General features: G+C 36.5%; 12 protein-coding genes. All 12 read right to left on the bottom strand.

All coding sequences use genetic code 11. The annotated features are described in order from the left end of the window. Positions 1-6: 6 nt before the first annotated feature. Positions 7-888: a carbohydrate ABC transporter permease gene (locus IGJ52_RS05430; RefSeq protein ID WP_002357901.1), complete on the bottom strand. Its 882-nt coding sequence runs from the start codon at positions 886-888 to the stop codon at positions 7-9. A 14-nt stretch (positions 889-902) separates the two neighbouring features. Then, positions 903-1,814 carry an ABC transporter permease gene (locus tag IGJ52_RS05425; RefSeq protein WP_002382199.1) on the bottom strand — a complete coding sequence of 304 codons (912 nt, stop codon included), beginning with the start codon at positions 1,812-1,814 and terminating at the stop codon, positions 903-905. A gap of 291 nt (positions 1,815-2,105) precedes the next feature. Further along, positions 2,106-2,996 carry a metallophosphoesterase gene (locus IGJ52_RS05420; protein WP_002382198.1) on the bottom strand — a complete coding sequence of 297 codons (891 nt, stop codon included), beginning with the start codon at positions 2,994-2,996 and terminating at the stop codon, positions 2,106-2,108. Positions 2,997-3,253: 257 nt separating this feature from the next. Next, on the bottom strand, positions 3,254-3,928 hold the full coding sequence (locus IGJ52_RS05415) for an AP2 domain-containing protein (RefSeq protein WP_002419159.1): 675 nt from the start codon (positions 3,926-3,928) through the stop codon (positions 3,254-3,256). Continuing rightward, positions 3,879-5,369, bottom strand: coding sequence for a helix-turn-helix domain-containing protein (locus IGJ52_RS05410; RefSeq protein WP_002419160.1), 1,491 nt, complete (start codon positions 5,367-5,369; stop codon positions 3,879-3,881). The genes IGJ52_RS05415 and IGJ52_RS05410 overlap by 50 nt, the downstream gene beginning before the upstream one ends. A 411-nt stretch (positions 5,370-5,780) precedes the next feature. Continuing rightward, the gene (locus tag IGJ52_RS05405; protein WP_002360528.1) at positions 5,781-7,037 is read right to left on the bottom strand and encodes an NADPH-dependent oxidoreductase; all 1,257 of its coding nucleotides are present in this window, start codon (positions 7,035-7,037) and stop codon (positions 5,781-5,783) included. A gap of 18 nt (positions 7,038-7,055) precedes the next feature. Then, positions 7,056-7,664 carry an NADPH-dependent FMN reductase gene (locus IGJ52_RS05400; RefSeq protein WP_002357907.1) on the bottom strand — a complete coding sequence of 203 codons (609 nt, stop codon included), beginning with the start codon at positions 7,662-7,664 and terminating at the stop codon, positions 7,056-7,058. Positions 7,665-7,690: 26 nt separating this feature from the next. Next, the gene (locus tag IGJ52_RS05395; RefSeq protein WP_033591563.1) at positions 7,691-8,626 is read right to left on the bottom strand and encodes an FAD:protein FMN transferase; all 936 of its coding nucleotides are present in this window, start codon (positions 8,624-8,626) and stop codon (positions 7,691-7,693) included. Between the two features lie 219 nt (positions 8,627-8,845). Beyond that, positions 8,846-9,736, bottom strand: coding sequence for a helix-turn-helix domain-containing protein (locus tag IGJ52_RS05390; RefSeq protein ID WP_002382193.1), 891 nt, complete (start codon positions 9,734-9,736; stop codon positions 8,846-8,848). Between the two features lie 184 nt (positions 9,737-9,920). Further along, the gene (locus IGJ52_RS05385) at positions 9,921-11,249 is read right to left on the bottom strand and encodes an amidohydrolase (RefSeq protein WP_192444707.1); all 1,329 of its coding nucleotides are present in this window, start codon (positions 11,247-11,249) and stop codon (positions 9,921-9,923) included. Continuing rightward, entirely contained in the window at positions 11,233-13,017 is a 1,785-nt protein-coding gene (locus IGJ52_RS05380; protein ID WP_438791955.1) for an adenine deaminase, read from the bottom strand. Before IGJ52_RS05380 ends, IGJ52_RS05385 begins: the two co-directional genes overlap by 17 nt. Continuing rightward, on the bottom strand, positions 12,993-14,057 hold the full coding sequence (locus tag IGJ52_RS05375) for an ABC transporter substrate-binding protein (protein ID WP_002357914.1): 1,065 nt from the start codon (positions 14,055-14,057) through the stop codon (positions 12,993-12,995). The genes IGJ52_RS05380 and IGJ52_RS05375 overlap by 25 nt, the downstream gene beginning before the upstream one ends. Positions 14,058-14,076: the final 19 nt, after the last annotated feature.

Genomic DNA, 14,076 nt, shown 5'->3' with positions numbered 1-14,076 from the left:
CTTTCTTTATTCTTTTACTGCACCGGCCATCATACCGCCGATAAAGTGTTTTTGTAGTAATGGATAAATGATTAAAATTGGTATCGTTGTAATGACAATTGTTGCCAGCTGAACACCACGTGTCGTTGCCTGCACCACCATATCTGTACTGCCGCTCTCTGTCATGGTACTCAAGTTTGATTGAACAATAATTTCATAAATTTTCATCTGCAATGGATACAGATATTCTTTGGTAATGTATAATTTCGTGGTCATAAAGTCATTCCATTGACCAACCCCATTAAATAAAATAATGGTGGCTAATGCCGGTTTTGTTAAAGGTAAAAAGATTTTATAAAAAATTTGAAATTCACTGGCGCCGTCTATTTTGGCGGATTCTTCTAAAGATGGTGGAATTTCTCGGAAAAAGTTCATTAAGATAACTACATCATAATAGCTAAATAAAGCTGGAATGATATATACCCAGAAGGTATCTAAGAGTCCTAATGACTTAATCAAAAGATACGTGGGAATCATGCCCCCACCAAAGTACATTGTAATAACACCCATCGTTGTATAAATGTTACGTCCGACTAGTCTAGATTTACTAAGTCCATAGGCAACAATCGCACAGAACAGTGTATGCGTCGACGCACCGATGACTGTTTTTAAAACAGAAATCAAAAACGCTCGCGGAATGCTACTATCCGAAAAAACTTTCCGATAATTTTCTAGCGTAAATCCTTTCGGCCATAAAACCAAGCCTTTACCAGCTAAACCCGAACTTGACGAAACTGAGGAAACTAAAATATTCCAAATTGGTACGATAATTAATAAAGAAAACAACACAAGAATTAACGTATTGAAAAAGTAAAACCATTTGTTTTCTTTTGATTTTCTTTTAATCACAGCTGTTGCCTCCTTTATAAAATAACCGACCGACCATTGTTCATTTTTCTAGTAATGCGATCTGTAATGACTAATAAAACAATTGAAATAACAGAAATCCCTAAACCAACTGCCGTCGCATAAGAAAAGTCCCCTTGCGTTAGCCCCATACGATAAACAAATGAATTAATTACTTCTGATTTGTTTTGGTTTTGAGCATTCATTAAAACCAACGTTTGATCTAAGTTCGATCCCAATAAACCGCTAACATTTAGAATTAAGTTCAACGAAATAATCGGCGCTAATAAGGGCAAAGTAATCGTTCGGATTTGTGTTAATTTTGAAGCACCATCAATTCTCGCCGCTTCATAAAACGTTGGATCAATGCGAGACATGCCAGCAAGATAGAGAATCGTGCCCCAACCTACTTCTTTCCACAAATCAGAAAGAACAGCAATCCACCAATACTTATCAGGATCTAACAAATGATTGACGCCCTGATTCATTAAGCCTAACGACATCATGACTTGGTTGATAAAGCCATTTGTTGAAAGCCACGAAATCAACATCCCGCCTAAAACGATCCAAGAAAAAAAGTGCGGAATATAAGAAATCGTCTGAATCACTTTTTTTAAATGTCCATCTCTCATTTCAAAAATCATTACTGCTAAGATAATCGGAATAGCGAATCCTAAAAAAAGTTTCATTAAACTAATCGCTAAGGTATTACGAACTGCTTCCCAAAAAAAACTATCTTCCATAATGATTCGAAAATTTTCAAGTCCAACCCATGGTGCAGAAGAAACCGTGTCAACAATCGTATAATTTTTAAAAGCAATGATAATTCCATAAATTGGAATGTAGTTAAAGACAATCATGAATGCTACACCCGGAAGTACCATCCAATGCAATTGCCGCTGATCATAAAACTTTTTTAGTTTTTTCATAAGCAGGGTTCCTTTCTTTTTAGTGAAACGTTTCTACAAACAGATTATACATTCACTCCAAACGATTGTAAACCCTTACATTGTTGTTTTATTTAAAAATAACAGCATTAAAAAGCGCTATAGACCATTTATAAAGAAATTATTTTCCCTGCTTCTTTTTCCATAAAAATACTCTTTTCTAGATATTTTAAAACATTTTATAGAAACGTTTCACCAAAATATGAACATCTTTTTCTTAAAAATAATTCTGTTAAATAACAGAAAAAAGTCTGGTCAATCCGACCAGACTTTTTAAATATAGATAGTAAAATGTGTAATTTCAGGGATCACTCCAAAACGGGCATGAATGGCGGTCGTTCCTAAGCCTGTATTAACATATAGTTGCGTTTCTTGGTCCAACTGATACAATCCTCTGGTATACTTTTCTGCTAAAACATTTGTGATTGGATAAAAAGGAATCCAAATTTGTCCGCCATGGCTATGTCCTGCTAAAACTAACTGTGTACCCGTACCAATAAATGCATCCGCGACATCTGGTTCATGGGTCATTAATAACGCATAGTCATACGTTTCTCGATAGGATAATGTTTCTGAAACGGAAGGATTTCCTAATAACGAGTCATCTAAACCACCAATAAAAAGACGGCGTCCATCTGCTAGGGTTACTGTTTCTCCTTGGTTTTTCATAACGGTAAAGCCACTGGCCTCCATGACTTCATCATACACCCCAGAAGCACCGCCACCATAATCATGATTTCCCCAAACTGCATATTTTCCAATTGTCGCTTGCAACTGTTTTAATTTTTCAATCATCGGTTCTTTTTGTTGCGGATTTTTGGCATAATTGTCAAATAAATCACCTGTAAAAACGATAATATCTGGTTTTTCACGATTGACTTTTTTTATGACTTTATCTAACCGCTTCGTCTCATAAAATTCTGAAACTTGTATATCCGAAAGTTGCACAACATTCAATGGTTCTCGTTGATTTTTCTTTCCCAAAGTCACCTGATTAACGTGAACTAAATTCGGCTCAATCTTCCACGCATAGATTGGGAGTGCGATAATTAAGAAAAAAAATAAGAGCATTATACTTAAACCAATTTTTTTAACCACATCACTCGCTCCTTTCTTTTCTTTGATTTCCGAAGACTTAGTATAGAGAAAAATCTTCTTAACCACAATCTAAAACAAAGGAAATTAAGGCTTTGTTAAACAACCTAAAGAATTTCCACAATCTCTTATCCTTTTCTTAGCTTTTTTATAAAAAAAGCTAGATAATTTCATCTGTCGATGAAATTATCTAGCTAGAACATTCTTCTCTTAATGATGATGTTTTCGAAACGTTTGATAACCAATTAAGCAAAATAAAATCCCCAATAAAATCATTCCAGTTACTGAAAATAAGCCTGCTAACATCTTTCGCATCCTCTCTGTTGCTAAACTTCCTTATTTGTAGTCACTATTTCTTGTTGTAAAATTGGTTGAAATAGACGACGTTCTGCTAATTTTCTTGCTAAAATTGCTTCACTTTTTTTCGTAAAGATACCTAAGTTATGACGCTTGCCTTTCAAAGAGATATAAGCCAGCCATTTCCCAGAAGCGGTCTGGCTCACTCCTTTGTGTCCGCTGCTATTATTTTTGGGGCGTTTACTTTGCAACTTCCCTGGAATTACACCAGCAACTCTTTGTCGGTAATCCTTCTTTTTACGATGACCGCAGCTTTTGGTATGGCCATTCAACAAATTTTCACAGCGAACCCAGCAAGCTTGTCCGCACGAACACAGACAATACGCTTTCATTGTCTGTTGAATACTTTCGATCCGTACCACGACTAATTCATGATAGTTTTTTTTTAACATTGTTTGATAGCGATGGTGCGCACATTTGGTTCGATACCCACGAATTAGTTGTCTTCTTGAAGCTTCTGCATAGCTCCCACAAGAACAGCGACAGGCCCAAACAATTAGCCCTTCTTTTCTTTTTGTCGTTGGTGCTACTACTGTCAACTCACCAAACTTTTGACCAGTTAAATCTTTATAGTTACCTGCTTGTCTCAATTGACTATCCTTCGTATTCTTGTTCTCGCCACATCTCGATTGGTTCTCTCCCATAGTGCTCATTTTTCTGAGTCTCTCCCTTTCTTAGTTCTCTGACCACCTCAGCAAATACTTGCCAATCTTTTGTTTCCGGCAAATGACGCCATGTCAATTGACGACACCGTACTTTCGAACTATAAAAATCGGACAAATACAAATCGGTTTCTAAGGTTAATTTGTGATCAATCATCACATCCATATAATTGAAAGAAGCAATAATTTTTGCAATAAAGCGGTTATAATCCTCCCCACCAGAAAAATCAACAAATACATGAATCGTTTTTTCAATTGCGCAAAAAGACCGATCATTTAACAAACAAAACATAAAATCATAATATAGATGCACGCGTTCATACATTAAAAATCGTTTTTGATGCAGCGACTCTGTCTTTTGTATAAAACCATCTAAGGCGCGATGAATTTGAGGAAACCGCTCTTCAAAGAAACCGCTCTGCTTGGCGGGAATAAATGCAGCCACTGAAAAGTATAGGCGGTCCCAGCGATAACAAATCAACTTTAATTTTTCTTTTGTTTCCACCGTAATTCGCTTTTCAAAGAAAGGAATAACACTATTCATATGATCAATAAATTCGTCTAACATGGTTAACTTATCTGGAAAAACAATCGGACTATCAATGTATTCATTTAAACTTAAAAAAAGAAAAATATATGAAGTCTCTTTGCCAAAATCCTCTTTAAAAAGAGGGGTTTCGCTTGTATAGATTTTTTCAAACGCATGCTGTAAACAGCTAGGCACATGAACTTCCGTAAAAGAGTCCACTACATGATCAGAAAACACACGAAAACGTTGGATCGTTAAAAGAATAAATAGTTGTGCGCTTTGATTAAGACTAAACGTTCTTTGATACATCAGTTGTAAATCGTTTATAAATCGCTTAATGCCAGGACTATTTTCCAGCAAAATGTTAGGCAGCCTTTCTTGATTACTTCCATAAAAATAATACAAGCATTGAAAACAAAAACTTCGGATATTTTTCTCTTCTCCAACCAAGCCTGTTGACTTTAATTTAATACGCCAATTAGCTAAAATCAGATTTAGTTTATACGAGAAGGCATAAATTTTGCTTTTGCTCATAAAATGAATTTGAGAAAATTCTTGAATCGTGTGCTTTTGATAGAGGCCCACATCAAGAAGCAACTTGGCCATTAGTGATTGATCAAAATAATATTTTCTTAAAGCTTGATAATCAATTTGCGATAATTTTTGCGCACTAATCAGTCCTTTAGCTGGAAAAAGAATTTGACTCCTTGAAGAAATCTGTGTACATTCATAATTTATTTGACGGCACAACGATTCTAACTTTTGAGTGGATAAATCAAAATATCCATAAAATTCTTCTTTTAATAATGGACCTTCACTATTCATAAAAGTTTGATAAATAAGTAATTTATCTCGGAATTCTTGGTCTAATAATTCATCTAACAAAGTAGTCACATTTTCAACTCCAAACTATCACGCCTTAAGTATCTATTTTTTTAACAAGACGTGAGTGTCAATCTTGCTTATTTTTTCCACAAATTTAAAAATGATTCTTTCAATATTTAGGAATCTTCATAGAAAAGTATTATTTTAACCAAAAAAAGCCCCCTTGCGTCACCAAGGAGGCTTTTTTTGTTATTTTTTTACTTTAAATTTAAAGAAAAGCTGATTTGTTTGACTAATTTTCTGTTTCTTTTCTAGCCTATTCGTCAAAAATGATTGAAACTTTTGGTTCGTCTTCTATACTATCTTCCTATAAAGTTCTTACTCTTTTAAGTATCAGCTTCTGTCAATAAAAGTCCTCATTTGGCATTGCTAATCTGAATACAGTATGACTACTTGTTGCCGCTATTTTTTACTGTTATTTTACTCTTTAATTGAAGCGCTAGAAACGCTGTCAACTGTTGGCTTTTCGGTCGCTGACTCTTCTTCATGGACTGATGCACTTGATACACTATCTGCCGTTTCTGGCGCTTCTTTTTTGGAGGCACCACTGACTGCATCGACGTTTTTTCCACCGACTAATTCTTGCCCAGTTTGTTTTAAATACCAATCAACAATTGGTTTAAAGTCTAAAATATACTCATTAATTCCCGCGTAATTTCCATTATCATCATACATCGCTTGATAGTTATGCACTACATAGGTATCTGGTCCGTGCATTGGAACATGAACGCGAATAGCATCTGTTTTTCCTGACCGTAATTGCTGAATCACCCATTCTACATTTTTCAATGCTTTTGGTGGATGGCAATTCGCTAATGGATTACCAACTTGTCCTGGTTGCCGTTTAGCAAACATTTCTTCAGCAGCCATTTTTTTATTGTAATATAAAAATTGATTGTTACTGTCTGCGTAAGTCAATTCCATTGGCATTGATTTTAAGAAATAATTTAGCTGATCAACGGTTAAAATGCCTCGATCTAATTTTACGTATGTGTCGCCTTCAACAGCCTGAACCGCTTCTGCTGCTTGTTCTACCCAATCATCTGCTGCCATATCAACCCCTTCGATCGTTGTTTCAATGGTTCCTTTTGCATGTAAATCTTCAGGTAAGTCTTTTGGCTTAGCCCCTTCTAATTTTGAAATCACATCAATGAATTCCACGAATTTTTGTAATGTGCTTTCTAAAAATTGACGTGTTCCCTCCGCAATTAAGTTGCCGTTTTCATCAAATGCTTCTTTAGCTTTCCCTAATAAAAACTCGTTTCCAGGCATCACGATCGCATTGACACCAGGTGCATCAAGAATTTGACGGAGATGTAATTGCGCACGTGAGGTTCCTTGATCATAATAAGAGCAACCAACAATCATTACTGGTTTATTTTCCAGCGGATGAATTTTGAAAGATAACCATTCTAACACACTTTTCAAACCGGCAGGAATGGTATGGTTATGTTCGGGAGTCGCAATAATTACGCCGTCTGCTTGTAAAATTTTGCGATTCATATTCTGAATCAAGACACTGTTCGTTTGATCCTTACTTTGATTAAACATTGGAATATCTTTAATTTCTAAAATTTCCAAGTCGAACATTTTATAAAACTCTTTGCCAATATATTGCAGCAGTAACCGATTATAAGAAGAATCAGCGTTTGATCCGACGATCCCAATTAATTTCATTTTATTCACTCCATTTCGTTAAATCGTTTCCCATGAGAAATTTTCTGCTTCTTTTTTGTTTTGCGCATGCGCATGTTTCAGCTGTTCTGTAATTTCAATAAATACACAAAAATCTGCAAACAAACCAGCTAGTTTATCTATTTGTTCTGAATCTTTTAACGCATTGTTTTCATCAAAAGCTTGTAAGGAATGCGCTAATAGAAATTCAGAGCTTGGCATAATTCGTGCTTTCAATTCAGGAGCATCTAAAATTTGACGCAGATGCGCTTGTGCTCTAGAGGAACCTAACGTGCCATAGGATGCACCAGTAATCATAACTGGTTTATCAACAAACGGAAAAATCCCGTAAGATAACCAACTTAGGGCATTCATCAAAGAAGCCGGCACCGCATGGTCATATTCAGGCGTACTGATAATGACGCCATCTGCTGCTTCAATTTTTTCAGCAACCGTTTTAACTATTTCTGGCAAAACTTTGTCTTCTGGCTTGTTAAACATAGGAAAGTCAACAATTTCAACTAGTTCAATGTCAGCCTCCTGCGCAAAATAGTGTTGCATAAATTGCAAAAGTTGACGATTGGTTGATTGCTCTGAGTTCGTTCCTACTAAGCCGATAATTTTTTTCATAATGAGCTGTCCTTTCCTTTTCGGTTCTATGAATGGATAATGTGAAGAGTATCTGCTAACCCACTGCTATATAAAATTTGCTGGTCTTGTGTAATGATGACTCCTTCAATCCCATCTAGTTGATTGAGGATTTCAAGCGCTTCTGGAATTGGATAACCAAATAAACGCGTTGTCCAAATCTCACCATCCACTGAAGCATCCGAGATAATTGTGATGCTGGCCATTTCAGTTTCCAATGGGTAACCGGTTGTCGGATCCAACAAATGGTGATAGACTCGCCCAGCTTCGGTTAAACTTCTTTCATAAATGCCCGACGTCACAACCGATTGATTAGCCACTTCGACAAGTAAGCTGATTGTTTCTCTGGATTCTTGCGGATTGCGAATACCAATTCGCCATTTTTTGTTTTGATGCGTAGAGGGCCCCAACGTCACAATATTGCCGCCCAGATTAATCAAAGCAGACGTAACATGGACTTCTTTCAAATAGGCAATTAGTAAATCAGCGATATAGCCTTTTGCCAAAGCCCCCAGATCTAATTTCATTCCTTCTTCTTCCAAAAAAACCGTTTGTTTTAAGGGATTTAAGTGAATCTTTTCTGGATTAATTTTTTTCAAACAGGCTTTAATTTCCTCTTCTGACGGGACACGGGCATCTTTAAAACCGATTCGCCACGTTTGAACTAACGGGCCAATGGTAATATTCAAATGACTAGCTGGATCACAACTATGTTTTTTCCCTAATGCAATTAATTGATACAACTCTGGATGAACGCTGACTGGTTTTTGTCCAGCTTGTTGATTGACAGCCATCAGTTCCGAAGTTGAATCATTTGCACTAAAACGTTGTTCATAAGTGATCAATCGTTGATGCACTTCTTCTAGAATTTTTTCAGGTTCTTCATGGTCTACAAATACATCTATTACTGTGCCCATCAAATAAATAGTTTGACTTTGTTGCACCTCAAGACTTCCTCTCCATGAAAGATTGTGTTTTATTTCACATTTATTCACAAATAAATCATACGCCTTTATTTGATGCCAGTCAAGTCGTTTATATATTTTTTTATATAAAATAACGACCTTAAAATTTTCATTTAAGGTCGTAACGTGTCTTGAACTCTTTTAAAAAACGCTTTTTTTATTATATTTTGAAAATAAATATATAATTTTCTATATAAACTAATTATTCTTAGATAAAATTGTTTCTTTCAATGTTTGAATTGCTTCCAACAAGATGCGATTTTTATTGATTTTTGCATACGCGCGGGCATCTTGTAGTAGTTCTAAAATTTGCTCTTGCGGCTTTTCTTCAGCTAAGGCATTTTTCGCAAGCTGGAAAGCTGCTCTTGCCAAGTAATACGTGACGTGATTATCAGAACAGATGGAAATCGCATACTCTAACAAAGCATCACTTGTTTCTAAATCGCCTTTTTCTGCATAAAAAACACCACAGTGAAAGACAACATTTAATACTCGCCAAGTATCTTCCATTGATTGAATAGTATAAAGATAAATTTCCTTGAAGACCTTATTGAAATAAAATTCTGCTTTCTCAATTTCGCCTTCTTTGGCATAGGCCATGCCAATTCCAGTAAAAGCTAACAAACGGTAAATATCGCTCGTGTATTTTTGCTCTTCAAACAGAAGTTTTTCAAAGGTAAATAAGCAATCCATCAACGAAGCATTTTGAAAAATCATGACAAAGCCTTGTAAATAATAATATTCTAATAACAGTTGGGAATCTTTGATTTCATCAAAAGGAATATTTTTTAAAATTGTTTGCAATTGGTCATGTTCGCTGGTAATCAAGAAGAATTCTGCTTCTTCCATTTTTTCAAGAATTTCAGGTTGTTTAATCCCTACGCGCGGGAAGAGTTCCCCCAAAGGTAGCTCTAAACGATTACATAGTTGGATCAATATTTTTAAAGTTGGGACTTGACCATTCTTTTCAAAGCGACTAACCGTAACTTGCGTACAAATCCCTTTAGCCAATTCACTTTGCGACAAACCACGTGCTTTGCGTTTTTCTATAAACCGTTGTATATTCATTGCTTTTCCTCTCATTCTCATCTTCTCAAACTTACTATAATACAACTTACCTTAAAAATATATATAGAAAAAGAAAAATGTTTATAACAAAAAAGAACACAGACAACTCTTTCATTAAAAGTTTGTCTGCGCTCTATTAGAACCTGAATCACTAAACGTCAATTCAGCGTTATTTAATCAATCCGATACGTCCTACTTGCTCTGTTTAGAGAGCAGCTCTTTTTTTAGCTTCTTTCACAAACGTATTCATGGCCTGATATAATTTTTCCTTGATTTCTTTGAGATTAGCTTGTTGTAATTCTTTATTGGCAACTAACTGTTGACCGTTCACCCAAACGGCTTCAACATTGCTAGCATTTGCTGAATAAACCAACGCTGAATAGGCATCAAAAATCGGAAACATATTAACTGATTGCGTTTCAATTAATGTTATATCCGCTTTTTTGCCCACTTCCAATGAACCGACTTGCTCCGCCAAACCTAACGTTTTAGCGCCCCCCATCGTTGCCAGATAAACAATTTCTTTTGCAGGAAACAAGGAGCGATCTTGGTGTGCTGTCTTATGAAAATTCGCAACCATGCGCATTTGGGTGAATAAATCTAATGTATTCCCACTACTAGGTCCATCCGTGCCTAAACCGACAATAATCCCTTGATCAAGCATTTGCTTAATCGGCGCTACGCCTTTGGCTGATTTAGTATTCGCACCGATACAATGAGCGACACGCGCTTTTCCATTAGTAGCAGCTAAACTCGCAAGATCTTCATCTGTTGCCAAAATACAATGCGCTAAAATAAACGGCTCGCCCAAATAACCCAGTTCTTCTAAGAAAGCAATTGGTGTTTTTTGATAGGCTTTTTCAAACTCAGCCATTTCATAAGTCATTTCAGCAACGTGCATGGTCACAGGAACTTGGTATCGCCGACTAAGTTCAATAATTTTTGCTAACACTTCTGGTGAGTTGGTATTCGGTGCATGCGGCGCAAGCATAGGCGTAATCAACGGATGTCCTTGCCACTTGCGAATAAAGGTTTCCGCGTAAAAAAGACCGCCTGAAGGTTCCGGACTATCACAAGTGGGCATGTCAATAATCGTTTCTCCGAGCAAAGCGCGAACACTCATTTTTTCGCAACTTTTAGCAATTTCATCTTCAAAATAATACATATCACAAAAGCTCGTAATACCACTCAGTAACATTTCAGCAATTGCATAATCACTACTGCATCCTACTAATTCTTTTGTCATGAATTGTTCTAATGGAAAAAGAAAACGCCGGAGTCGATCTGGCACATCGTCCCCTAACGAACGAAATGGAATCATGCCTACATGGGTATGGGTGTTAATCATCCCAGGCATTAAAATTCCATTTTGACCATCGATTACTTGATTTGCAGCAATTTGCTTTTCATCAAGTGTGGTCATTGGTGCTAATTCAACAATTGTGTCTTCTTCAATCACTAAATAGCCGGCTTTGATTTCTGAAAATTGCTCATCCATTGTTAGTATATGCACATTTTTAATGAGTGTTTTCATGCAAAAGAACTCCATCCTCTGGAAAAACTAATGGATAGAAACGTTGTGACTTCGTATCCATCATCCCAAAATCTGTCACTTTAATGGCTGGCGAGACAGGCAATGATAGTGTGGAAAAGGACATGATTTCATTCATATTTTGATAGCCTAACGCTTGCATAGCTTGTCGGACTTTTTGCAATGCAGCGCCTAATTGTTCAATCGGTGCTTGCGATAAAATCCCACCAATTGGTAAAGGACAAGTTGCCATCACTTGCTGATCCGAAGCAACCAAATAGCCGCCTTGCATCGCTAATAATTCATTCTGCGCTAACAGAATATCCTCAATCGTATTACCCATCACCATTAAATTATGATGATCATGGGCCCAGGTTGTCGCAATGGCTCCTTTCTCGGAAAGGGGTTGATCCATTAAAGAAAAAGAAATATTGCCATTTTTTCCGTAACGTTCCATCACAATTAATAAGGCACAGTTGGCTTTTTGCCATTGCAACAACCCATTTTCAACAGGAATTTCTTTTGTAATTCGCTCTGTAAATGTGCCAATCTCTTGTTTTTGAATCACATTACAACGAACTGTTTCTTTTGTTGTAGCCACCTTTAAAAGTAAATCTTCTTCTGTTAACTTTTTACATTGGATGGTTTGTTGGTAAGCGGCTGGAAACTCTTCGATTTTTTCTGGATAATGGAAGGGCTCGCCTTTTTCAAAAACGACCTTTCCAGATTTATAAACCGTATTAATATCAAAACTTTCTAAGTCATTTAATAACAAAAAGTCAGCTTTTTTACCAGGTGCAATTTCGCCGCGATCATGGAGACCCATTCGTTTGGCCGGCGTATAAGTTACCATATAAATGGCTTTTTCGATAGGCAACCCTGCTTGAACGACTTTTTTGACATTTTCATTTAGATGACCTTTTAGCAAATCATCAGCCATCACGTCATCCGTGATAATACTTGCATAATTGTAGAAGTCATTGTCTACTATCACCTGAATGTTTTCAGGAGTGATTGATTTATTTTGAAATTGAATAAAGACGCCCGCTTCAATTTTTTCTTTTAACGTTTTAGGAAATTGATGGGTATGATCTGAAGTGATACCACTATATAGAAAATCTGCTAACTCTTGATCTTCGATTTTAGGACAGTGGCCTTCTAAAGGCATGGTTGGTCGTTGTTTTTGACACAAATCGATAATTTGACGAATTAAAGAATCTGGCTCATAGGAAATCCCTTTAAAATTCATGGCTTCCCCTAAACAAATCACTTTTGGCTCTTTGAGTAATTCTGCTACTTCTGCTAAGCCGATAATCCCACCAGTTGTTTCTAATTCGGGAGTAGTCGAAGGAACCGAGGAAGGAATTGCGTGAAAGATATCTAGTTCTGTTTCAGCGGCCATAAAAGCTTTTAAGCCTTCTAAGCCAAATACGTTAGCCATTTCATGGGCATCGGCAATCACCGTTGTCACACCGTAACGCACTACTGCTTTGGAAAAAATAGTAGGTGTCGTCATGGAACTTTCAATATGCATGTGTGCATCAATTAAGCCGGGAATCATCCATTGATTCTCGGCATTAATTGTTTTTTTGGGCTGCAAATTGACGTTCTCTTCTTCATAAATGTAATAAAATTTATCATTTTTAATCGCAACATTTCGTTGAACGAATGTTTGAGTGACTGTTTGATACAGCCACACATTTTTTAGTAATACATCGACGTTCATTTTGTCCCTCTTTTCTAAAACTATTGATTCATCGTCCGATTCCATTGATCAATCCAATCCGCTAGTTGACTATTAATAAAATTAAAATCGACTGTTTTGGCACGTTCGGCAATGGCACCATATGTTTTATTTTTCGCTTCTTTTTCGCTTAGCGTTACTTGTTGATTTGTAGGTCCTTCATTTAACGAAATCGCTTTGGCCTTTTGTGATTCTTCACTAATCCGTGCGTTAACAAATTTAAAGGCGGTTTCTTTGTTTTGTGCTTTTTTAGGAATATTGACTGTATTATAGTTGGCATACGTGCCGCTTTCTGGGACGACATACGTCACGTTTTCTGCTGCGCCTTGAATAATATCAACCGCAAAATCAGCAACCACAGCTGCTTCAATTTCACCAGATTGGAACATATTAGCTAAGTCTGACGATTTTGAATACGTTTTAACAACGTTTGGTTTTAATTCTTTCATCGCTTCAAAAGCGGCCTTCCCGTTATCTTTTGTAATATCTTGACCAGCATGTTCACTAGCAACGTATAACATTAAAGGACCTGCTGTCGTGGCAACGTCTGGAACAGAAATTTTACCTTTCAAGTCAGCTGACCATAAGTCATCCCAGTTCTTAATTTCTTTGCCTAATTTTTCTTTGTTGTAAACAATCCCGATACTGTTTACAGCAATTGGTACGCCAGCACCACTTTCAAAAACCTCTTTTGCTCCCGGCGTTAACTGACTTAAATTAGGTACTTCTTTTTCTGTAATTTTTTCAAATAACCCTTCTTTTCCACCTTGTGCTGCATTTGCTTGTGCTAATTCAATGACATCAATTCCCGCATTGGGATTATTTTTTAATTTCGTAAAGCGGTCTGCGCTATTGCCTACTTCTAAGGTAACTTTCGCTTCATTCTCTTTTTCAAACGGAGCGATAATGTCTTTTTTGACAATATCTTCACTTAATCCGAAAGTTGAAACGACTAAAGCATTACTTCCACCTTTGCTCTCGCTTTTCGTAGTTGCTTCGCTGTTTCCACAAGCAGTCATTAATAACGTTGCAGCGACTAATGTCCCTAAAATTACGCGTTTTTTCATTTTTTAATCTTCCTCCAAA

The sequence above is a fragment of the Enterococcus sp. DIV1758 genome (assembly GCF_051711985.1).
Lineage (GTDB): Bacteria > Bacillota > Bacilli > Lactobacillales > Enterococcaceae > Enterococcus > Enterococcus faecalis.
Note: the sequence above shows the minus strand (reverse complement) of the source record. Positions and strands in the feature narration are given on the sequence as shown.

Coding starts and splice junctions, on each gene's coding strand:
- IGJ52_RS05425 (WP_002382199.1), bottom strand. CDS start 1,814: ATGAAAAAACTAAAAAAGTTTTATGATCAGCGGCAATTGCATTGGATG.
- IGJ52_RS05415 (WP_002419159.1), bottom strand. CDS start 3,928: ATGGGAGAGAACCAATCGAGATGTGGCGAGAACAAGAATACGAAGGAT.
- IGJ52_RS05405 (WP_002360528.1), bottom strand. CDS start 7,037: ATGAAATTAATTGGGATCGTCGGATCAAACGCTGATTCTTCTTATAAT.
- IGJ52_RS05400 (WP_002357907.1), bottom strand. CDS start 7,664: ATGAAAAAAATTATCGGCTTAGTAGGAACGAACTCAGAGCAATCAACC.
- IGJ52_RS05390 (WP_002382193.1), bottom strand. CDS start 9,736: ATGAGAATGAGAGGAAAAGCAATGAATATACAACGGTTTATAGAAAAA.
- IGJ52_RS05385 (WP_192444707.1), bottom strand. CDS start 11,249: ATGAAAACACTCATTAAAAATGTGCATATACTAACAATGGATGAGCAA.
- IGJ52_RS05380 (WP_438791955.1), bottom strand. CDS start 13,017: ATGGAATCGGACGATGAATCAATAGTTTTAGAAAAGAGGGACAAAATG.
- IGJ52_RS05375 (WP_002357914.1), bottom strand. CDS start 14,057: ATGAAAAAACGCGTAATTTTAGGGACATTAGTCGCTGCAACGTTATTA.